We start from the raw sequence: 22,032 nt of genomic DNA, 5'->3' as shown, positions 1-22,032 counted from the left end.
GCCAGTATATCGCTTTTTGGCAGTTTAGGCTATGGATAAGTTTGTTTTGTTTGGTTTGACGATCGCCGGGGACTAACCGTGGAAACTAGATTAGACCCCTGCGATAGCTACCTGCTGACACTAACAGCAGATTTTTTGGCACGGTGTTTAAACGGAGGCACGGAGAAGGAAAGAACTTTTTTCGACACCGAGACAGCAGGCGAAGCAGAAAGGATCGTTTCTGCTTTACCTTCGTTTTCGCCTTCGGCTTCTGCTTTTAAACTAGAGTCTGTTTCGCAAGTGTTTGGAACACTTGTAACTACAGTAGTCCACCTGCCTGTAGCCGGATCGCGATAACAAGTAAAAGGGTTTATTTTTAGCGGTTGACTGCAAGGTTTAATCATGTAGATGCACTCCTTTGATTCTGAGAAATTGTGCATTGCTTTCAGCAGCAATGCTATCTCGCCCGTAGAAGCAGTATGAAGGCAAAAAGCAGAATTATGTTTCTGCGTCCAGAGACTTTTGAAACTTCCTGATTTCCTGTTAACTTTTGCCTTCTACTGCTTCGCGACCATAGCATTACTTTTACCAAATTGCCTTTCTGGAAGCAACCCCCCACCGCCTTAATTAGGTTGAGGTGGGACTTGTGAATGCAGCGAGGCGCCCGATCGTGCCTGCAGGACAATCTTGGAATAATATAGGTATTCTAGGCTGAAAAAAAATGCTACTGTGTGATCGACAACAGAGGTCGATCGCGATCGGTGTCACAATTAAAAAGGGAATGGGTAATTGGTAATGGGTAATTAGTAATGGGGGAATAGGTAATGGGGGAATTATTCCATCTTTTGCCCTCCGTTAAATCCCTTAAATCCGGTACACAATTCCTGGCAAAACCCCCACCCGTTAAATCCCTTAAATCCCCTACATTGCTAGTTGCCCAATTTGCTTCTAACTAATCTCAACTTTTGTCTTTAAATGAACAGTAAAAGTAGAGCCAACATCCAACTCACTCTCAACAGTAATATCGCCGCCCATCATCTGGCAAAACAAGCGGCTAATGGCCAATCCTAAACCGGTGCCGCCGTACTTGCGAGTAGTCGAAGCGTCCCCTTGAATAAAAGGTTGAAACAAACCCTGCTGCTGTTCTGCCGACATTCCAATCCCCGTATCAGATACCTGCAAATAAACCCAATCGCTGTCGCCTGCTGGTTCGCGAGTCGCGCTCAACAGCACCGTTCCACCTTCGGTAAACTTCAGGGCATTCGAGAGCAAATTAAACAGAATTTGCCGGACTTTAGTCAAATCTGCATACATCACTCCCAAATTTTCCGAGCAAGAAACTTGCAATTGATTGTGATTTTTTTCGACCAAAGGGTGCAAAGTTGCAACGACTTCTTCTATTAAATTACTGAGGTCAAATTTTTCTAAATAAAGCTCCATCCGACCGGCTTCTATCTTAGAAAGGTCGAGAATATCGTTAATTAAAGTCAGCAAGTGTTTGCCGGCGTTATAAATTTTTTGGGTATCGGGAATGATTTCTTCGAGTCCCGAGTCCCGTGCTTCTTCTTGTAGCATTTCGCTGTAACCGATAATCGCGTTGAGCGGCGTTCGCAGCTCGTGGCTCATATTGGCTAAAAAAGTGCTTTTAGCTCTCGAAGCTGCTTCAGCTTTGTGTAAGGCTTCTTGCAAGGCTATTTCGGCTCTTTTGCGCTCGGCAATTTCGATGCGGAGCAGTTTATTGGCGGCGGTGAGTTGAGCGGTGCGCTGATCGACGGTCATTTCTAGTTGCGCTTTGGCTTTGGAAAGGGCTTCCTGAGCCCGCTGGCGCTCAAATCCTTCGATCGCCAGTGCTACCAAATTTGCCAAAGAATCAGCGAAGGTGCGCTCCTCCAGAGCCCACTGGCGGGGGGCGCCGATATGTTCGAGAGAGAGGATGCCCACGATCTGGCCGCCGAGCCTAATTGCTACATTTAATATGGATGAATTCGGCTTGCTGGCATTTGGCAGCACATCGGAATGTTCGGCTAGGGAAGATGAGTCGGACAAATTTGTTTGTAGAGAGTTTTGAGTCTTTGTCGTCGGTTCTAAACCATTGTCCGATCGCAAATTTTCGCCCGGTGCGTCGCCTTCAACATCTAAAATGGATAAATTTAAATCGCTTGCCGATATGGAGTCCCGGCTCAAATGATTCTCCTGGGTGCGATCGTACACGTCGAGACAAACTAATTTGAGGTTGGGGATTTTAAACTTAGAATGATTAACTCCCTCGTGTTGCTCTGGGGCAGCGGCCTCTGTATCGAGTGGCTCTGTTTGGTTGTGGGCGAGCACTCTCTCCGTAAAATTTAGCTGGGGATCGCTGGGGTAGCGATTTCCAAATCTTCCATGGTTGTAAAGCCAGACGCTGACTTTTTCCACATCCAAAGTCCGGGCAGCAGCCTCGGTAATTTCGCGAATTCCCACATTCAGCGCACCGCTGTTGAGAGTCCTCTGCCTACCTAGCTGCAACAAAGCCAAACTCTGGCGGCGGAGACGCTTTTCGCTCTCTTGGAGGGTTTGTTCTGCTTCCTTGCGCTGGGTGAGGTCGTACAAGGCGCACAATGCCGTCTGCTGCCCGTTAAACACCAGCGACTGAACCGAGATCATCGCCCAGAAAGCGGTGCCGTCTGATTTTTTGCAGTGGATTTCGTAGTTTTGGAGGTATCCCTCTTTAGCAAGTTCCTCAAGTACCTTTGGGCGATCGGCGGGGTTGAAGTAAAAGTCTGGAGTGCTGCAGCCGATCAATTTTTCTAGGGGTATGTTCAGGAGAGAAGCCAATTGAGCGTTCGCATACATAATCAAGCCGTCACAGAGGCGAGAAACTAATATCGGCACGGGAGTTGCCGAGGCGATCGCCCGAAACTGCTCTTCGCTTGAACGCAGCGCCAACTGAGCTTTGCTCAGCAAGTGAGCTTCCATCGTATCTGAATGTTCGGTGGTAGTCTCCAGCAAAAGTTCTAGGTCAACCTTTTCGCGCTTCAAGTTTTCAAGTTCCGCACTCAGCCGCTGAACGTCGAAAAGTAGCTGTTCTGTCGATGGTTCTTCCTGCATAGCAATTGAAAATTGGTAATTTTTAGTCGGTTCTGAAGTTTTTTAGGGTTTTGTGCTAGTTTAACTATGACTTATTCCGATTAACTTCAGCCACCCTCATCCTGGTTCTGGCACTTAGCCGGGGATTCCTGTTTACCTTTTTCGTTATTATTCCAATTCTAAGTGCAAGGAAGGCATCAGCCGCTGCAAGTTTTTCAGGGATTTTATCTGCCAGGGGATCTGTTTAGAACCTTTGATGGCGATTTGAATATTTTTTTGCTGGCGCACTTTGATCACAAATTTTGAGAAAATATTAATTCCAGAACTATTTAAAAATTCTAGCTTTCGCAAGTCTAGAGTCACCGTGTTTGGCGAGGAGTCAGCCACTTCGTTGAGCAGATCGACGATCGGTGCGTATTCTTCCACCTGGCTGAGTCGGAACGATCCGCTACAGGTGACTGTTTGCGTAGCGCGATCGTACTGGATCGTGTAATCTTTGGTCTGAATCTCCATACTTTTGTCAGTTGCCGGTTTTGAGTGGTAAAGGCGCTTTGGCTGCGTGATCGAGGATTGAGCTTCAGGCTAGCAGGATCAAACTTCAGCCGTTTGCCGAATGCCGAAGGCCGTTGCGTGTGTAACTTTTATTACATATACTGCCAACTGTACCATTGCCACAGGGCAGTTATGAGTTATTTTAGGATTTATCAGTTGTGTCAGTTGTGATACCAGTTGGCAAAAAGAGTGCAACTGTTGACTAGCTCTCAACCCTGGTAGTCATCAGTCATTGCCAATCTAACATCTCAAATCTCAAATCTCAAATTGTATGAGTTGTGGGGGTTGACAAGACCAACTTTTGCTGAAGTTCCCAGCTATCAATTCGATTTATTTTCTCAAATTGGTATTGACAAAATCGCCAAAATGTGAGAGATATTGCACATCTGACACTGAAGTGAAGGGGAGAATATTTAATGGCAATTTCAGGAATTACAGAAAAGCTTTTGGCCGCTAAAAAAGCTAAGGGAATTAGTTTTGCAGATTTGGAAAAAGTTTTGGGGCGCGACGAAGTTTGGATTGCGGCGGTTATTTACCGTCAAGCTACCGCATCAGAAGATGAAGCCGAGAAAATTGTCTCGGCTTTGGGACTAGATAGCGAGACGGGTGCGGTTCTCTGTGAACCTCCGTTAAAAGGTTCTTTGGAGGCATCGGTTCCGGTTGATCCGCTGATTTATCGTTTCTATGAAATTATGCAGGTTTACGGGATGCCACTCAAAGCAGTGATTCACGAAAAATTTGGTGACGGGATTATGAGCGCGATCGACTTTACTTTGGATGTCGAGAAAGAAGCAGACCCAAAAGGCGATCGAGTGAAAATAATTATGTCGGGAAAATTTTTGGAATACAAAAAATGGTAAGCCCCTGCGGCTTTATTTTCAAGTGAAAATGAAAAATTCAAATTTGCTCGAATGACTCGTGACTAATGACTAAAGCCTCAAAAGTGTTAACTTAGAAATAGAGATCGCGAAGCTTGACTGGCTTGGGTGTCCGATCGGGAAACCCTTCTAGGGCAAAGCTAAGGTCGCTCCTGCGGCAACTTCCCCAGTCGAAACAAGCAACCGCAACCGTAAATTAAGAGGCAAATATGTCAAAATATGACTCCCATCTCAGATGCTCCTTTTGCGGCAAGTCGCAAGAGTACGTCCGCAAGTTAATAGCTGGGCCCGGCGTATACATTTGCGATGAATGCGTGGAACTGTGCAATGAAATTTTAGAGGAGGAGTTCTTTGACTCCAGTAAAACAATTGGTCAACAGATTCCCCAGTCAGAGGTGCGAGAGTCTCAGGGACAAGGAACGCGGCGTCCGGGTCGATCGAATAAATCGAAAATTGTTTTAGCTCAAATTCCGAAACCGACAGAAATTAAGCAGCATTTAGACAACCACGTCATCGGCCAGCATTCAGCAAAAAAAGTTCTTTCTGTAGCAGTTTATAACCACTACAAGCGCTTGAGCGTTGACCAAGCTAAAGATAGCGAGAAGCCTTCCCCTGACAGCGATGTAGAACTGCAAAAATCCAACATCCTGCTAGTCGGGCCCACAGGTTGTGGCAAAACTTTGTTAGCGCAAAGTTTGGCGCAAATGCTCGAAGTGCCGTTTGCGGTAGCCGATGCGACGACACTGACAGAAGCTGGATATGTCGGCGACGATGTAGAAAATATCTTGCTGCGGCTGTTGCAAATGTCCGATTTTGATGTCGAAGCGGCGCAGCGGGGCATTATTTATATTGATGAAATTGACAAGATTGCTCGCAAAAGCGAAAACACTTCGATCACGAGGGATGTATCGGGAGAAGGAGTGCAGCAAGCGCTGCTAAAAATGTTGGAAGGAACAGTGGTTAATGTTCCCCCGCAAGGCGGCCGCAAACATCCTTACCAAGATTTTATTCAAGTTGACACTAGCAAAATTCTATTTATTTGTGGCGGTGCTTTTGTCGGTTTGGAAAAAATAGTTGAACAGCGTTTGGGTAAAAAATCCTTGGGCTTTATTCAGCCAACAGAAAGCGACAGCAACTCAACTTTGCCGGCTAAAGACAAGCGGGCGGCTGATATTTTGCAGCAGGTTCAGCCGGACGATTTAGTCAAGTTTGGTTTGATTCCTGAGTTTGTGGGGCGGATACCGGTGGTGACGGTGATTTCGCCGCTGGATGAAGCAGCTTTGATGCAGATATTGACCGAGCCCCGGAATGCGCTGGTGAAGCAGTATCAAAAGCTGTTGAAGATGGACAGCGTGGAGTTGGAATTCCAGCCGGAAGCGCTGCGGGCGATCGCCCAGGAGGCCTATCGACGCAAAACTGGCGCGAGAGCTCTCCGCAGCATTTTAGAAGAGTTAATGCTGGATGTGATGTACGAGTTGCCTTCTCGCAAGGATGTGGCTAACTGTATGATTACTCCTGAAATGGTCGAGAAGCGATCGACTGCTGAATTGCTGTGGCATCCCGCATGGCACAAACAGCACGAAACTGCATAATTTATAATCTGTAGGGTGCTTGTGGCGCACCCTACAAGCTTGGCAAATTTACTTTATGACAGTTAAAAAAATGTCAGTCAATGTAGCTAAAGCCAGTAAAAAATCGAGATTGCCAGTATCCAGTTTGCTGCCGAGGATTGCAATTTACAGCGCGGTTGTGGCTGGCATCATGGCGTCATGGTACAATTTCCCACTCAATACGATCGTCCCGCCCCCGTCCCCGTCAAGGGGTAAGAATTTTTTTGAAGCCATACAATATATTTCAAGCATCAATAGAGCGCAGCAAGCTTACTATGCAGAATACGGTCAATTTAGCGATTCCATTGGAAAATTGAGTATTGGAATTAAAGAACAGACCAATAACTATTATTACACTCTCGTCTCATCAATGGGCCCGGTTCAAACTAGGCACAATCACCGCAAACCAGCACAATTTGAAAGCGCGATCGCGATTGCCCAACCTAATGATATGAGGAGCATGGAGAAATCCTACACTGGCGCAGTATTTGCTTTTAAAGAAAAGGGTAGCAATATTATAACAACTATTGCTGCAATTTGCGAGAGCGATCGAATTAATGCAAGTTATGCAGAAACTTGGAATCCGCCAACTTTTGACGGCAAAGAAATTCACTGCCAGCCCGGAACAACTATCTTAAGGTAAGACCTTGAAACTATTTTGCGCCACTCTTTCACCCTCTAAGTAAAATTCAAACTTCCAATTTCCCGGCTTGTCATCCTTTTGAAAAGTGTACCAACACCAAGTATTTAATCCATCCCCCGTCGTTCTTAAATAAGATTGACTTTGGGCTGCCAATAGTCCTTGAGGGTTGACAACCTTACAATAACTTCTATATTCTCCTTCTGGCAAGTTAGCAGCACTTACAGCAAAATAGACTTTTTTGTTTTTCTTCAAAGACCAAACATTCCTAAGTTTCGTTGATTCTAATTCGTCAGTTAACATTACTTGAGTCTTAGGGTTAAAATTTTCTAAGTTGATTACTCGTGGGATATCTACTGCTGTTTGAGGTTCGGGAGATTTACAAAAAAGCGGAATAAAAATAGCCGAAATTGCTGTTAATACTCCGACTGATATCAATACCGGTTTTAAGTTGTTACGCTGCTGAACTACTTGGAGGGGAATCAAAGCATTTAAGGCCGCATCTGCGGAAGGATAACGGTGTTTAAAATTAGGTTCCACCATTTTTTGCAACCAGTCAAGAAATTCTGGAGTTAGCTGCGGCAACCGAGGTTTAAAATTAATCCGCCCCGTATCGTCCATCAAGCTGCCAATTTCAGTAGAATGGATGCCGATTAGCAAGCAAATTAGCGTTGCGCCGAGACTATATAAATCCGATGCAACAGTTAGCTGCCGATTGAACATTTGTTCTGGTGGCATAAAGCCCAAAGTGCCTTTAACAACGCTGCTGGCGGCCACTTCTCCCCCGCCGATTCTAGCAAATCCAAAATCGACAAGGCTGACATTCAGGCGATCGTCCACCAAGATATTTTCCGGTTTTAAATCTCTGTGAATAACTGGAGGAACGCGGTTTTGCAAGTATTTGAGTATTTCTAAAACAGAGATAGCAATTTGCTTGGTTCGCTGCGGTGTTAGCTGGCACAAAATAGCGAGAGAATCGGAATTTTTGTATTCCTGAACCATGCAGAAACCCGATGCAGTTTGGAAGGAATCTAAATAGCGGGGAATATTGGGATGATCCAGTTCTCGCAAAATCTTAATTTCTTGTTCGCACGCTTGATATTGAGCCCAATTAGCGCCTGTTTGGGCAAATTGAAATTGTTTAACAGCGACGGAACGTTGCGTATTAATTTCGGTAGCGAGATAGGTAACTCTCCCGCCGGCGCGATTGTGTCCGAGTTGGCGAGTTACTTGATAACCGTAGTTAGAAAAGTCAGGAAAAGCGTCCATAAATTTGTCAGGTTTGTAGTAATGACTTCAGTATTTAAAATTTTTGAAAATCCAAACAAAAGTTATTAGTAGGAACGGTTGATTATGGTTTAATCAAATATGGCTTGGATTTGCGGTAGGCAGCAATCATTCTGTTTCTTTTAAGAACAATCAAGTAAAGTAATGGAATAGCGGTGACGAGGAGAGGGGCAGTCGCACTTGCTGCTAAAACTAAAACTTTTAAGGGTTCGATCGATTCCATCTCATTTGCCACGCTTAAGTAGCGTTGAAATACGGCTCCTAAACTGATGTAAAATCCAGCGGTGAGAAATGCGATTGCTACAGCATCTTTCTTAAAAAAGCCTCTTTTAATCTGTTCGTAACTCCTGGCTTTAGCTAAGGTATAAACTACCTTAAAACAACCCAAATTAGTAACAAAGAGCACAAATGTCACTACTATACTCGTCGGTAAATAAAAGACACTCAAAAGTCCACAAGCTAGAAATGCCAGGATTGTCAAACTCCTACTCTTCTCAACACAACCTGAAGCACCAACTATAGCTGCAATCACCAAACAAAAAAGTAAAGCGATTTCTTGACCCGTACTATTACCAAAACTACTACCAATAACTGATAAAAAAGTAGTCGATGCCAGAAATATTGTTGTAATCCCTAAAGTGGCTCCTAAGACAGATTGAAACCCATTTGCAGTTTTATTTACTTTTGTATAGAGCGTCTTTTCTTTTTCTGTATAGAGCATCTTTTCTGCTGCTGCAAAACCCGAAAGTAGCACAGCTATTAACGTGAAAAACATCCCTCGATCCATCGGGTTGCTTAGCAGCCAACCGAGGCAGATAAACACAAACATAAAACTCCCTCTATCTTTAAACAAATATGGCATTTGCTTTGGTTCGGGAAGAGGAGCAGTTTTAACTTGAATCTCAATTTCATGGGTATTTGGATCGGAATTAACGTGGAGTATCATCTGGCGATGATAAGTTTTACTTGCTAGCAATTTGCTCGTATCTACCGTTATTTTGCACCTAACCTCATTGCCCTCAAATTTCTGCGGTTCAAAGGAGATGTAAGGGTGGTCGTAAGGAGTATGTGGCGGATCGTTCGGGTGCGGTGCAACTTCCCATCGACCGGCTAAAATTGTATCCGGAATAGGGTTGCTAACGGTAACGATTTGTGTTACTTTTTCTCCATATTCTGTGGCGATGAATTGAATGCGATCGCGCTCAATTCTCACTTTCGGCAAGCTGCTGACATCCAAAGATTTTAGCGCAGTTAAAGCATCTGCCGCCGATGGATATCTGTCTTGCAATCTCGGCGCTACCATCCTCTCCAACCAATTCATCCAACCCTGCTGCAATGGTGGCACTAAATGCCGGAAATGAATGCCATAATTGGCATCAACTAAATTACCGACATCCGCAGATTTCGTACCACTTAACAAGCAAATTAGCGTTATCCCCAAGCCGTAAAGATCGGAGGCTTTTGTTAATTTCCTGTTAAACATTTGCTCCGGCGGCATGAATCCCATCGTACCTTTGACAACGCTGCTAGCCGCGATATTTCCACCTCCTAGCCGAGCAAAACCGAAGTCTACTAAATAAACATTGAGTTCGTCATCTATTAACAAGTTTTCTGGTTTAATGTCGCGGTGAATTATCGGCGGTTTCTGAGATTGCAGGTTAACTAAAATCTCTAAAGTTGCGATCGCAACTTCTTTTATATCCGGCGGCGAAAAACTCCGCGCTACAGCAGATTCGGCATTTTTGTATTCCTGCACCATGCAGAAACCGCTGTCAGTTTGAAAAGAATCCAAATAGCGGGGAATGCCCGGAAAATCCAGATTTTGCAAAACTTTAATTTCTTGTTCGTAAGCTTCGTATTCTGCCCAGCTAGCACCTAATTGAGCGAATTGAAATTGCTTAATTACAACTATTTTTTGAGTATTCGTATTTTTAGCTAAGTATGTAACTCTGCCGCCGAGACTGTTGTGTCCGAGTTCTTTTTCAATCTGATAGCCGTGAGTGGAAAAATCGGGGAAGGCGTTCATATAGTTTGTAGAAATGTTATTGTGGGAGGGGCTTCTAGCCAGTCATTAACAGGCAAGATGGCTGTTACACAAAGAGTTATTTTTTTTGGAGGGGTTATATCCTGTCAGCAACAGGTAAGATGCCTGTTCCACAAAGAGTTATTTTTTTTTGGAGGGGTTATATCCTGTCAGCAACAGGCAAGATGCCTGTTCCACAAAGAGTTATTTTTTTTTGATGGATCGACATTACCAACATAACTTTTTTCCAAAAATGCGGCAAGTGCGGTATGATGTGATTTCGCGATCGGTTCTAGCGGGGAGCAGCCGTTAGAGGAAACGGGGAAAGTTCGGTGCAAGTCCGGCGCTGTCCCGCAACTGTAATGAAACCGTTGTGGTTTCTCAAGTCAGAATGCCCGCCGATATCTAACTCACTTTTGAACGCATCTGCGAGGTACGGATGATGGATGGAATTAACACGGCTGTACGCACAAAGCACAGTCTATTTGTTTGCACTGCTTGCGCTAGTGTTTGGAAAAACGGCAAGCGCGAAGGTAAAAGCGGCGGCCAACAATTTATGGAAAATTTGTCGCAACTCGCTAAAAATTGGGAGTTTTCTGATAAGTTTGAGATTCAAGAGGTTGAGTGCATGAGTGCTTGCAGTCACTCTTGTGCGGTGTCTTTTGCTGCTGTTGGAAAGTACACTTATCTGTTTGGTGATTTACCAGCAAATGAGTCGGCAAGCGTCGAGGCTGTACTCGAATGCGCGGGTCAATACTATGCTAAACCGGACGGTTTGTTGCCTTGGTCTGAGCGTCCTCAAGCTCTGAAAAAAGGTGTTTTAGCAAAGATTCCACCACTGGCAAATTAGAGCCTTTCTCGTTACCATGCTCTGCCCATTGGTGATAACTAAGACCACCAATCCGCCAGGGACTTAAGTCCCTGGCTAATAGCGAAAGTCCTCTAAAGAGGACTGAGAATAAAAAATTTAAACTCATTAGTCCTCTTGAGAGGACTTTCGCTTTGAGGCAGGGGTTTAAACCCCTGCCGGACTGTCGGTTTAACGAGTTTTCTGTCCGCAATTGCATGACCCAAAATTGAAAGATATTCAATCACACTACAACAACAAAATTATCAATGCACAAAATTCCTGTTACTGTCATCACTGGTTTTCTTGGTAGCGGCAAAACTACCTTAATTCGCCACTTATTGCAAAATAATCAAGGTCGCCGCATTGCTGTTCTGGTTAACGAATTTGGCGAAATCGGAATTGACGGAGAACTGCTGCGCGATTGCCAAGTTTGCGATGAAGAAGAAAATGTCAGCAGCAATATTGTTGAACTAACAAATGGTTGTCTTTGCTGCACTGTTCAAGAGGAATTCTTGCCGACTATGCAGGAATTGTTGAAGCGCAGAGAACAAATTGATTGTATCTTAATTGAGACTTCTGGACTCGCACTTCCTAAACCTTTGATTCAAGCTTTTCGCTGGCCAGAAATTCGCACGGGTGCTACTGTAGACGGTGTTGTTGCTGTGGTCGATTGCGAAGCTATTGCTAGCGGTACTTTTGTCGGCGATATCGATGCTTTGACGGCACAGCGACAAGCTGATTCTAGTTTAGATCACGAAACTCCGATCGAGGAATTGTTTGAAGACCAGTTAGCCTGTGCCGATATGGTACTTTTAACGAAGGTCGATCGCGTAGATGCGGAAACTCACCAGAAAGTCCAAAGCTGGTTGCAGCAAGAGTTGCGTCCGAGTGTAAAAATTGTGCCTTGCAAAGGTGGCGAAATTAACCCCGATGTGCTAATGGGATTTAATGCGGCGGTTGAGGATGATTTGGAGTCTCGTCCGAGTCACCACGATACTGAGGAGGAACACGAGCACGATGATGATATTAACTCGACTTTCTTTATTGCCGATCGCGAATTTGAACCTGAAGCTTTGGTGAAAAAACTGCAATCCTTGATGCAGCAGGAGGAAATCTATCGGATTAAAGGGTTTGTGGCGGTTCCCAAGAAACCGATGAGGATGGTGTTGCAAGGTGTCGGATCGCGCATAGAATATTTCTACGATCGTCCTTGGCAACCTTCCGAACTCCGCCAAACCAAATTAGTGCTGATTGGTCGAGAGTTAGAGCGCGATCGAATTGCAGCTATGATTAACAACTAATTGTCATCTGAGAGGGGCGGGTCGATCGATATTTTGAATTGCAGCAAATATTATTGGTAAAACTCGCCCCGACAAGCTCTCACGAACAATTTATTAACATTATTTAATATTGGGGTCACTGCCACCAAGTCTGGTGTAAAATAGCGATAATGGTTATCATTGTACAATAATCGAGGTCAAGTATGGTGACTGCTGGGGCGATCGAATCAGTTCCTGTTACCGTTCTCACGGGTTATCTGGGTGCAGGCAAAACCACGCTGCTCAACCGAATTTTAACACAGGAACACGGCAAAAAAGTTGCAGTCATCGTCAACGAATTCGGCGAAGTAGGCATCGACAATCAACTGATAATTGATGCCGATGAAGAAATTTTTGAGATGAACAACGGCTGCATTTGCTGTACAGTGCGAGGTGATTTAATTCGGATTATCGGTAACTTAATGAAGCGGCGAGACAAATTCGATCACATAGTCATCGAAACCACAGGTTTAGCCGACCCCGCACCCGTAATTCAAACATTTTTTGTAGACGAAGATATGCGGGATCAATTACTGCTAGATGCAGTTGTCACTGTAGTAGATGCCAAGCACATCTGGCAGCACTGGGACGCAGACGAAGCTCAAGAACAAATTGCATTTGCTGATGTAGTTTTGCTCAACAAAACTGATTTGGTGACTGAGGAAGAATTGGCAGAATTAGAAAACCGAATTCGCGCCATGAATGCAATGGCAAAAATTTACCGCACCCGCAACGCTGAATTAACAATGGATGCTTTGTTGGGCGTCAAAGCATTTGATTTAAACCGGGCATTAGAAATAGAACCCGACTTTTTGGGCGAACACACTCACGAACACGACGAAACAGTAACTTCGGTAGCAATAGTCGAATCCGGCGCCATTGACGGCAACAAATTTAGCGATTGGATTGAGGAATTGTTGCGAACTCAAGGCCCGAATATCTTTCGGACAAAAGGCATTTTAAATGTCGCCGGAGACAACAAGCGATTTGTTTTTCAAGGAGTGCATATGCTGTTCGATGGCCGACCGGATAGACCTTGGAAAGCTACCGAAACTCCGAAAAATGAGCTTGTATTCATAGGTCGGAATTTAAACGAAAATCAATTGCGAGAGGATTTTCGTAAATGTCTGGTTTAATTGACCTATTGAAGCATTTTGAATAAGCCTTTTAGGAACAGGCAAGATGCCTGTTCCACAAGAATAAAATTTATTTCTTGTGGAATGGAACAGGCAAGATGCCTGTTCCACAAGAATAAAATTTATTTCTTGTGGAATGGAACAGGCATCTTGCCTGTTCCACAAGAATAAAATTTATCTCTTGTGGCACGGGCATCTTGCCCGTGGAATGGAACAGGCAAGATGCCTGTTCCACAAGAATAAAATTTATCTCTTGTGGAATGGAACAGGCAAGATGCCTGTTCCACAAGAATAAAATTTATCTCTTGTGGAATGGAACAGGCAAGATGCCTGTTCCACAAGAATAAAATTCATCTTTTGTGGCACGGGCATCTTGCCCGTTCTTAAGAAGAGTGCAACATCTCAGATTAAATAAATATGGGTAACAAAAAGACAAATAAAAGTGAACTAACCCTGCAATTTCACGCTAAAGAAATGCTGTCTGACTACGTAACTGCTGTTACTTGGTCGCCGGATGGCACAACTTTAGCAGTCTGTTCCGCTGCGGGCGAAGTGATGCTGGCGGCAGTAGGGGCAGTGAATGAATTGTCCTTGCAAACGCTACAAACTGCCACGGGTAAATCAGCCGATTGCTTGTCTTTTTCCCGCGACAGTCAATTCCTAGCTGCTGGCGGACAAGATGGAAAAGTGCGAATTTGGCGCGTTAATTCTGGGGAATTAATTGCTGATTTGGACAACCAGCGCGTCTGGGTTGATAAGTTAGCTTGGAGTCCCAACTGCAACCAGTTAGCTTTCAGTATGGGGCGCTACGTTCAAGTATGGAATGCTGAGGATAATGTTGTTGAAGTAACGCTGAATTTTGAGTCATCATCTATCCTCGATTTAGCATGGCATCCGATGGTTCAATATCTGGCAGTTAGCGGCTATCAAGGTGTCAAAGTTTGGCATGGCGAAGACTGGGACGAAGACCCGGAAGTTTTATCAGTACCCTCTGCAACCGGTGCAATTGCTTGGTCGCCACAAGGAGAATATTTAGCTTGTGGCAATATGGACAATACTCTCATTGTTAATGAATGGGGAAATTTTGAACCGTGGGTAATGCAGGGTTTTCCGGGGAAAGTTCGGCAGTTAGCTTGGTCGGATAAAACTAATTCTTTGGGTGCACCTTTGTTAGCTGCTTCGAGTTCTCAAGGTATTTCTGTCTGGGAAAGAGACGCTGATGAAAGAGTCGGTTGGGATTCTTGGGCGTTAGAGGTGCATGAAAATGTGGTAAATGCGATCGCCTTTCAACCTAGCACATTTTTATTAGCTTCCGCAGCGGCAGACGGTCAAGTTTGTTTGTGGTATGAAGCAGAACAATTGCTGCAAATTCTCAAAGGTGCAGAGGGCGGTTTTTCCTGTCTCGCATGGCATCCCGAAGGCCAGTTTCTCGCGGCCGGCGGCTGTGGAGGCGAATTGCTAGTTTGGTCAAAGTCTATGCGCGGCAAAGGCTTCGGGGGGCCCTAAGTTCGCACAGCGGGCGCACCAGTTTGACCAAAACATAAAAATTGAAAACTTGGTCTTGACAAAATGCTAGATTACAATACCATTTTAGTGGCTGAACTATCCTCCAAGGCGATCGACAATTATGACCCAACAGCAATTTCTCGAACAACTCAACACGATTCTAGACCAAAACCACCTGCTGAAACACCCGTTCTACCAAATGTGGAACGAAGGTAAACTCGACCTCGCAATGCTGCAAGAGTACGCCAAAGAATACTATCTGCAAGTCCACAACTTCCCCACCTACGTCAGCGCTACGCACGCCGCCTGTGACGACATCAAAATTCGTCAAATGCTCCTCGAAAACTTGATAGAAGAAGAGAGAGGCGCTGCTAATCACCCTGAACTGTGGCTGCGCTTTGCCGAAGGTTTGGGTTTAGACAGAAATGCCGTTATCGATCACGAACACTTAGAAAAAACTAGCGAATCTGTTCGTATTCTCAAAGACTTAGCGCGCAGCGAATCGCCCGTCACAGGTTTAGCAGCCCTTTACGCTTACGAAGCGCAAATTCCCGAAGTTTCTACAACCAAAATAGCTGGTTTGAAGGAATTTTACGGCATCGATTCCGAAGCAGCTTTGTCTTTCTTTAAAGTTCACGAAAAAGCCGACGAGTTCCACTCGGAAGCCACCCGCGAAGCGCTGTTAGAACTTTGCCAAACTGAAGAAGCAAAACAGGAAGCGCTGTTAGCCACCGAGAAAGCAACTTTTGCTATCAACTTACTGCTTGACGGCGTTTACGAAGCTTATTGTCAAGCTAAGTAAGTAAGCCAGTCCAGGACGCAGCACCTTTATATGTAGCCCTTGTAGGGACACGGCACCGTGCCCATTGGTGTCAACTTAAACTGAAATTCTGCCAGTCAGCCCGTCAGTCCGCCAGGGAATGAATTCCCTGTCTAATAGCTAAAGTCCTCGCTATGAGGACTAATGAGTTGAAAATTCTTTTCTTCAGTCCTCTTAAGAAGACTTTCGCTTTGAGGCAGGGGTTTCAACCCCTGCCGGACTGCCGGACTATGGGTTGTACCTTAAGTTGACACTCCGTGGGTAATGCTGTGTCCCTACAGGAAACTTTTTGCGTAAGCAAGCGTAAAAAAACCACAACAAATAGAGTGTCTGCATCCAGGAGTGTTATCCTCTCTTTCTTGTCAAAATGCCTTGAGTGGGACTGAACAGCAAAGCAACTAAAAATAACCCAAAAACAACTAATACAATTGCCGCACCCGATGGCATATTCAAATAATAGCTGAGATACATACCACTCACGCTAGCTGTAATCCCAAGAATGGCTCCTAATCCCATCATTAAATGTAGCTCTTTTACCAACAAATACGCCGTTATTCCCGGCCCGATTAATAGCGAAATTACTAACAGCGCTCCCACAGTTTGCAAACTCGCAACAATGGTCAGCGTAATCGCCGAAATCATCCCGAAATAAATCCAGTTTACAGGCAAACCCGACGCTTGCGCTCCCAGGGGGTCAAAAGTATAAAATAGCAGTTCTTTATAAAACATTTTAACCGTCGCCAAAATAATCAAAGTAATGACAAAAGTCTGCTGCACGTCAGCAGGGGCAACTGACAAGATATTCCCAAACAAAAACCCGTCTAGGTCTAATTTGGTAGTCCGCAACAGGCTAATCAAGGTGACGCTAATTGCTAAAAATGTAGATAAAATTAATGCCATGACTGCATCAATCTTTAGGCGTGATTGCGATTGAATCCACGCCATAATCACGGCGCTGATAATTCCCGATATAAAGGCGCCGATCGAAATATTGAAACCTAAAGAAAAAGCTACGGGCAATCCTGCTAATACTGAATGGGCAATCATGTCAACCATCATTCCCATTTGCTGTACAATTAAATAGGAGCCGACAACGGCGCAGAGAATTCCTAGCAAAATGCCGACGCCGATCGCATTTCGCATAAACTCGAATTTTAGCGGCTCAATTAGTAGGTTTAACATTGAATTAAGTAGATAGGCACGAAAATTTATCGTTGAGAGAAGGCAGAAGGCAGGAGGCAGAAGGCAGAAGGGAAGAGGGTTTTAGCTCGCTTTACTTTTTGTTACATACTTCTGTTTATTTGCACCTTCCTACTTAGGTTAATAATAGGATTTTTTCAACCGCAATCAACTGCACAGGCGGGACGCCCGTGCCACTATCAACTGCACAGGCGGGACGCCCGTGCCACTATCAATTGCACAGGCGGGATGCCCGTGCCACTATCAATTGCACAGGCGGGACGCCCGTGCCACTATCAATTGCACAGGCGGGATGCCCGTGCCACTATCAATTTTAAAGATCAATCTTTTTTGGCTTACGCTGAAACTAAACTTAAATCGTATCCATAGGCTTTTTGAATATTGGCGGCGGTGAGGACTTCCCGGCAGGAACCAGCCGCAATTAACTGCTTGTTGAGTAATAATAAATTGTCGTACTGTTTTAAAGTTTCGCCTAAATCGTGGCTGATTACTAGCAATGTTTTATTTTCTGCTTTTAGTTCGGCAAAAATATCGAAAATAATTTCTTCGGTTGCTTTGTCGATCGCGTTAAAAGGTTCGTCGAAGAAGAATAAATCGGCTTGTTGGGCGATCGACCTTGCTAAGAAAATCCGCTGCTGCTGTCCGCCAGACAGTTCGCCAATTTGCCGATCGCGCAAATCCCACATTCCCACCCGCAGCAAAGCAGCTTTCACCAATTCTTGCGACTGCTTCGAGGGACTGCGAAACCAACCAGTCTGGACGGTTCGCGCCATCATCACCGCATTCCACACCGTAATCGGATAATCCCAGTCAATTTGCGATCGCTGCGGCACATAAGCCACCCGCGATAACTGCTGCTTCAACAACCGCCCCTGATATTTCACCAAACCCCGACAGGCCGGGATCAATCCCAGCATCGCTTTCACCATCGTGCTTTTCCCCGCGCCGTTGGGGCCGAACACACCCGTTAATTGTCCGGGATCTAACTGGAAATTCACGCTGTTGAGGGCCGAGATTCCTCGATAATTAACAGCTAAGTCTTGCACTTCTAACATAATTCAAACTTTTGAGAACGATTCTTGTTCGTAGCTACTACAATAGGATAACTCGAAAAAGCAATAATGATTATCGTTCCAAAGGTGAAAATGTTAAAGAACTGGGCTGGAAAAAGCGGCAGATTGTGCGGTGCGGCTGTTTTGGCAATTGGCTGCGGGCTGGTTGGGTGCACTGGAGGACAGAACGCCAGCAATGGAGTGCCAGAGAGTCCGGCCGCGACTCAAACTCAAGCCAGTCCCGCCGCCAACTTGCCCAAAGTCGTGGCTACGACTGGCGTTATCTGCAACCTAACTAAAGAAATCGCTCAAAGTTCGATCGACACTACCTGTCTAATCAAGCCGGGAGACGACCCCCACGCCTATCAAACCAAGCCGGAAGACCGCAAAGCGATTGAAACAGCAAATCTGATTTTATACGGCGGCTACAACCACGAACCCACCATCATTAAGTTAATTCAATCCAGTAGTAATTCCGCACCCAAAATCGCCGTACACGAACTCGCAGTTCCCAAACCGCTGATGGGCAAAGACGAGCACGAACACGGCGAAGAGAAAGCGGAAAACGAACCCCATGCAGAAGGCGAAAAAGTCCCTGACCCTCACGTTTGGCATAACCCTCAAAATGGCATCCGTATGGTAGAAACAATTCGGGATGAATTGATCAAAGTTTCCCCCGCCAATGCTCAACTTTTTACAAAAAATGCAGCCAGCTTAACAGATGAGTTGCAAAAAATAGATACTTGGATTAAAGCTCAGATTGCGACTATTCCCGCCGAAAAACGGAAGTTAGTAACAACTCATGATGCTCTGAGTTACTATGCCGATGCTTACGGTTTGGAGATGGCTGGAGCTTTGCAGGGTGTGACGACAGAGGAACAGCCCACCGCCGCCAGAATTGCCGAATTGTCCTCAGAAATTAAGACTGCAGGAGTGCCGACAATTTTTGCGGAAACTACAACTAATCCGAAGTTGATGGAAACTGTGGCGAGGGAGGCAAATGTCAAAATTTGGGACAAGGAACTTTACAGCGACGAGTTGGGCGGCCCCGGCACGGGTGCTGATACATATCACGGAATGCTGAAAACTAATACTTGCGCGATTATTTCTGGCCTCGGTGGCAATTGTACTTCTTTTGCAGGAGAAACTGCACCAAATCCCAAACCATAGAATTTTCTCAAGTTCGCCTACTAGCAAGCACCTTACATTTGCTGGGTACGCAGCAAAAAGCAGCGCTCGCAATCGCAGGGGTTTTCGATTGCAAACGCTGCGTTTGCTGAGATGACCGAAAGCATCAAGGATACAAGCCCCCGGATTCATTCCGAAAGCAGACTCAGGACCCAGAAATAAAAAACCTGTATCCGATAAAGGAGCCCCCGAATTTATCCGTGGGGTCAATGCTTCAATCTAAAATCTAAAATCTAAAATCTAAAATCGATTGATTTTAAGGTGAATTTGGCTCCTCGGTACTGGGGGGTTTTTGACCAATTCCCAATTGCTTCTTAGAGGATTTTAGGTCTTTCCAAAGCATCTTAATATCTTTATAGGCTTTCTCGGCACTAATTTTCCCCCCTGTTTCCAGTGAGCAAATATAAGTTATTTTTTGAGCAAACTCCTGCAAGTTGGCATTAAACGCCAAGTTTTCTGGCGTGAAATCACCGTAGTAGCGATTGCGAGGATGTAAAAAATCTTCCCGCTCTTTCATTGCCCCCTCCTAATTAAACTTTTGGTATTCAACTTTTGGTTCGGTCTCTGCTGTTAATAGCACTATTTGTACTCAGTATCGCGGCGCTAACTTGCTTCTATTGTATTGCGTAAGTAGCAATTGTGCTTTTTCGCTCTGTATTTAGTCTATTAATGCAGTCTTAACCTTAAGTTAGCTTTATTTTAACTTTTCTTTAACCTAAAAGCAAAAAAAATGGGAAATGCGCTGTTCGCATCTCCCTTAAGATATATTTGGCAGTTGGTGATTAACCTTTTCTGAAGCCGAATATTTATTTGTGGCACTCGCAGCCGGCGTGGCCGCAGCCTTGGCCGTTGGGGTGCCCGTCAGCGCAAGCACTGGAACAGTATGTTTTGCCGTCTTTTTCAATGGCTTCGGTGGGGCTGACAACGCACGAACATGAAGGACAGGCACATTTTGTTTGGGTGGCGGTAGTCATTTGAGTTTCTCCTGGTGGGGTTGTTTGTCTCTACTAATATCTGAACACATATTCAGATATTAGTCAAGGGAATGTAAAAGTTTTGTTACAAAAGGTTTGCCGATCGCACTAAAATGAAAATGAGAATTAAAATTAGCCGGGAAAAGATGTCACCCAACTCTGGTGTTAATGGAGCGATAAGTCAGCCTCACCAACAAAACGATACACCAATGTGCGATCGACCGCACTTAGTTGACAGTGTACGGGCCGGGGACATCCAAACACAGGTTCTCAACACAGCAAAAGCTCAGCGCATGGCTGAGTTTTTCAGTCTTTTGGGAGATGCGAATCGGCTGCGGCTGCTGTCGGTTTTGGCCAAACAAGAACTGTGCGTGTGTGACTTGGCTGCGGCGTTGAGTATGAGCGAGTCAGCAGTATCGCACCAGTTGCGGGCATTGCGGGCGATGCGGTTGGTAAGTTACCGCAAGGTTGGGAGACAAGTTTTTTATAGTTTACTTGATCGCCACGTTTTTGAACTTTACCAAGCCGTCGCCGAACACTTAGACGAAGCAGATTAAGCTTTTGGGCATTGGGCATTGGGCATTGGGCATTGGGCATTGGGCATTGGGCATTGGTAATCAATTTAAAATTCTGTAGGGGCGGCTTTTACCAATAATTTCAGCCTAAGACCAATAATCTCGTAAATCCGCCCTCACCAAACTCAATATCAATCTTCGACGGTGTGGCCGGTAGCAACAACCGCCTGTTTAATTGACTCTTCCGAAGCTTTAGCTTCTACTGTAACAGTCTTAGCTGCGACATCCACATTGACAGTAGCATCGGATTCAACAGTTTTGATGGCTTTGGTAATTGTATCACCGCAGCCGGAGCAGACGATCGAGGGAACGTTAAGTAGTATTGCCATAATTAAGCAAATTTTCGTAGATGACAGTATTATTTTTTATTTTAATCTAAATTCGTGAAACACGCGCTTTCCCCGATTCCGGCAGGGGCTTAAACCCCTGCCTCAAAGCTCAATTCGGTTAAAACCGACTGTAGAGTTTGACGTTAAAAGTTATAGATGATTTCCCACTAATATCACTTCAAACTTAATACCTGTGAATGCACATTAATATCGGGTATGCAGCGGCCAACGGCGGCGGCTACAGGGCGCAAACTAACAACTAAATCAACCATATCTGCCAAAGAAAGAGCTTGCCGCGCGTCAGAAACGGATTTTTCCGGTTGCGGGTGACACTCAATAATTAATCCGTCTGCACCGCAAGCAACCGCTGCTTTGGCTAGTGGTGCGACTAATTCTCGCTTGCCGACGGCGTGAGAAGGGTCTACTATTACTGGCAAATGAGTTAACTGTTTGAGCGCTACAACTGCACCTAAATCTAATACATTCCGGGTGTAATTGTCGAAGCTGCGGATGCCTCTTTCGCAGAGAACTACATGAGGATTTCCGTGACTGAGAATGTATTCGGCGGCCATCACAAATTCTTCGATTGTGGCTGATAAGCCGCGTTTTAGGAGGACTGGTTTTCCGGCTTGACCGATCGCCTTTAGTAACTCGAAGTTTTGCATATTCCGACTGCCTAGTTGCAGCATATCAGCATAGGTGACAACAGGATCGATTTGGGCGATCGACATTACCTCTGTCACGACGGGTAAACCGTAACGCCGGCTGACATCGGCTAAAATTTCTAGTCCCTCAATTCCCATGCCTTGGAAAGCATAGGGAGATGTGCGAGGTTTGTAGACTCCGCCTCGCAAAGCTTGCACGGAGGCGGCGGATAGTTGGCGGGCGACTGTTTCCATTTGTGCAGAACTTTCGACGGTACAGGGGCCGCCGATGATTAGTAATTCTTGGCCACCGACTGAGACTGTTTCTGAGAGTTTGACAATTGTTTGGTGTTCGGGATGAGATTTGGTTACGAGTTTGGCTTCTAACATGAGGGAATTTTCCT

At 45.1% G+C, this 22,032-nt stretch carries 21 protein-coding genes and 1 riboswitch; of the genes, 11 read left to right on the top strand and 10 right to left on the bottom strand.

The genetic code is table 11. From position 1 onward, the window contains the following. Positions 1 to 78 precede the first annotated feature (78 nt). Positions 79 to 336 (top strand): hypothetical protein, encoded by a 258-nt coding sequence (locus tag QUA83_RS09560; RefSeq protein WP_333292767.1) that lies wholly within the window; start codon positions 79 to 81, stop codon positions 334 to 336. Positions 337 to 927: 591 nt separating this feature from the next. Here the strand turns inward: QUA83_RS09560 and QUA83_RS09555 are convergent. Together QUA83_RS09555 and QUA83_RS09550 are read right to left on the bottom strand one after the other, a co-directional pair. Continuing rightward, positions 928 to 3,066, bottom strand: a complete 2,139-nt coding sequence (locus QUA83_RS09555) for an ATP-binding protein (RefSeq protein WP_333292765.1) — start codon at positions 3,064 to 3,066, stop codon at positions 928 to 930. Positions 3,067 to 3,213: 147 nt separating this feature from the next. Then, entirely contained in the window at positions 3,214 to 3,558 is a 345-nt protein-coding gene (locus tag QUA83_RS09550) for a slr1659 superfamily regulator (protein WP_333292763.1), read from the bottom strand. Positions 3,559 to 4,013: 455 nt separating this feature from the next. Between QUA83_RS09550 and cynS the strand changes: the two genes are divergently transcribed. From cynS to QUA83_RS09535, 3 genes are all read left to right on the top strand, one after another. Further along, positions 4,014 to 4,457 carry a cyanase gene (gene cynS / locus QUA83_RS09545; protein ID WP_333221371.1) on the top strand — a complete coding sequence of 148 codons (444 nt, stop codon included), beginning with the start codon at positions 4,014 to 4,016 and terminating at the stop codon, positions 4,455 to 4,457. 227 nt (positions 4,458 to 4,684) lie between these two features. Continuing rightward, entirely contained in the window at positions 4,685 to 6,067 is a 1,383-nt protein-coding gene (gene clpX, locus QUA83_RS09540; protein ID WP_333292762.1) for an ATP-dependent protease ATP-binding subunit ClpX, read from the top strand. A 55-nt stretch (positions 6,068 to 6,122) separates the two neighbouring features. After that, a complete protein-coding gene (locus QUA83_RS09535) occupies positions 6,123 to 6,728 on the top strand; it encodes a type IV pilin-like G/H family protein (protein WP_333209921.1) in 606 nt (201 codons plus the stop codon). Here QUA83_RS09535 and QUA83_RS09530 read toward each other — a convergent pair. Together QUA83_RS09530 and QUA83_RS09525 are read right to left on the bottom strand one after the other, a co-directional pair. After that, positions 6,720 to 7,994, bottom strand: coding sequence for a serine/threonine-protein kinase (locus QUA83_RS09530; RefSeq protein WP_333292760.1), 1,275 nt, complete (start codon positions 7,992 to 7,994; stop codon positions 6,720 to 6,722). The two genes, QUA83_RS09535 and QUA83_RS09530, sit on opposite strands and share 9 nt — an antisense overlap. 82 nt (positions 7,995 to 8,076) lie before the next feature. After that, complete coding sequence (locus QUA83_RS09525; protein ID WP_333292759.1) at positions 8,077 to 10,038, bottom strand: serine/threonine-protein kinase; 1,962 nt, start codon at positions 10,036 to 10,038, stop codon at positions 8,077 to 8,079. 267 nt (positions 10,039 to 10,305) lie between these two features. After that, positions 10,306 to 10,452: riboswitch (cobalamin riboswitch) on the top strand. A 22-nt stretch (positions 10,453 to 10,474) separates the two neighbouring features. Here QUA83_RS09525 and QUA83_RS09520 point away from each other — a divergent pair. The 5 genes from QUA83_RS09520 to QUA83_RS09500 all read left to right on the top strand — a co-directional run bounded on the left by QUA83_RS09520 (position 10,475) and on the right by QUA83_RS09500 (position 15,648). Then, entirely contained in the window at positions 10,475 to 10,885 is a 411-nt protein-coding gene (locus tag QUA83_RS09520) for a DUF1636 domain-containing protein (protein ID WP_333292758.1), read from the top strand. 266 nt (positions 10,886 to 11,151) lie between these two features. Continuing rightward, a complete protein-coding gene (gene cobW / locus QUA83_RS09515; protein WP_333292757.1) occupies positions 11,152 to 12,186 on the top strand; it encodes a cobalamin biosynthesis protein CobW in 1,035 nt (344 codons plus the stop codon). 182 nt (positions 12,187 to 12,368) lie between these two features. Beyond that, on the top strand, positions 12,369 to 13,340 hold the full coding sequence (locus tag QUA83_RS09510; RefSeq protein WP_333292755.1) for a GTP-binding protein: 972 nt from the start codon (positions 12,369 to 12,371) through the stop codon (positions 13,338 to 13,340). A 417-nt stretch (positions 13,341 to 13,757) separates the two neighbouring features. Next, positions 13,758 to 14,846: a WD40 repeat domain-containing protein gene (locus QUA83_RS09505; RefSeq protein ID WP_333292754.1), complete on the top strand. Its 1,089-nt coding sequence runs from the start codon at positions 13,758 to 13,760 to the stop codon at positions 14,844 to 14,846. Between the two features lie 121 nt (positions 14,847 to 14,967). Next, the gene (locus QUA83_RS09500) at positions 14,968 to 15,648 is read left to right on the top strand and encodes a CADD family putative folate metabolism protein (RefSeq protein ID WP_333204863.1); all 681 of its coding nucleotides are present in this window, start codon (positions 14,968 to 14,970) and stop codon (positions 15,646 to 15,648) included. 363 nt (positions 15,649 to 16,011) lie between these two features. Here QUA83_RS09500 and QUA83_RS09495 read toward each other — a convergent pair whose 3' ends face one another. Together QUA83_RS09495 and QUA83_RS09490 are read right to left on the bottom strand one after the other, a co-directional pair. Continuing rightward, on the bottom strand, positions 16,012 to 16,848 hold the full coding sequence (locus tag QUA83_RS09495) for a metal ABC transporter permease (RefSeq protein WP_333292753.1): 837 nt from the start codon (positions 16,846 to 16,848) through the stop codon (positions 16,012 to 16,014). Between the two features lie 353 nt (positions 16,849 to 17,201). Further along, positions 17,202 to 17,921 (bottom strand): metal ABC transporter ATP-binding protein, encoded by a 720-nt coding sequence (locus QUA83_RS09490; protein WP_333292752.1) that lies wholly within the window; start codon positions 17,919 to 17,921, stop codon positions 17,202 to 17,204. 66 nt (positions 17,922 to 17,987) lie between these two features. On the opposite strand from QUA83_RS09490, the gene QUA83_RS09485 reads away from it, so the two are divergent. Further along, entirely contained in the window at positions 17,988 to 19,088 is a 1,101-nt protein-coding gene (locus QUA83_RS09485) for a metal ABC transporter solute-binding protein, Zn/Mn family (RefSeq protein WP_333292750.1), read from the top strand. Positions 19,089 to 19,362: 274 nt separating this feature from the next. Here QUA83_RS09485 and QUA83_RS09480 read toward each other — a convergent pair whose 3' ends face one another. Continuing rightward, positions 19,363 to 19,623, bottom strand: a complete 261-nt coding sequence (locus tag QUA83_RS09480; RefSeq protein ID WP_333037090.1) for a DUF7219 family protein — start codon at positions 19,621 to 19,623, stop codon at positions 19,363 to 19,365. 289 nt (positions 19,624 to 19,912) lie between these two features. Beyond that, positions 19,913 to 20,080, bottom strand: coding sequence for a metallothionein (locus QUA83_RS09475; protein WP_333292748.1), 168 nt, complete (start codon positions 20,078 to 20,080; stop codon positions 19,913 to 19,915). A gap of 146 nt (positions 20,081 to 20,226) precedes the next feature. Here QUA83_RS09475 and QUA83_RS09470 point away from each other — a divergent pair, with 146 nt between their 5' ends. Beyond that, positions 20,227 to 20,637, top strand: a complete 411-nt coding sequence (locus QUA83_RS09470) for a metalloregulator ArsR/SmtB family transcription factor (protein ID WP_333292746.1) — start codon at positions 20,227 to 20,229, stop codon at positions 20,635 to 20,637. 149 nt (positions 20,638 to 20,786) lie between these two features. On the opposite strand, the gene QUA83_RS09465 is transcribed toward QUA83_RS09470, so the two are convergent. Together QUA83_RS09465 and aroF are read right to left on the bottom strand one after the other, a co-directional pair. After that, positions 20,787 to 20,984 (bottom strand): heavy-metal-associated domain-containing protein, encoded by a 198-nt coding sequence (locus QUA83_RS09465; protein ID WP_333292744.1) that lies wholly within the window; start codon positions 20,982 to 20,984, stop codon positions 20,787 to 20,789. 173 nt (positions 20,985 to 21,157) lie between these two features. Then, entirely contained in the window at positions 21,158 to 22,018 is an 861-nt protein-coding gene (gene aroF / locus QUA83_RS09460) for a 3-deoxy-7-phosphoheptulonate synthase (protein ID WP_333292743.1), read from the bottom strand. Between the last annotated feature and the right edge of the window lie 14 nt (positions 22,019 to 22,032).

This window comes from Microcoleus sp. K1-B1, assembly GCF_036704705.1.
Taxonomy (GTDB): Bacteria; Cyanobacteriota; Cyanobacteriia; order Cyanobacteriales; family Microcoleaceae; genus Microcoleus.
This window is presented reverse-complemented; position numbering and strand designations above follow the sequence as displayed.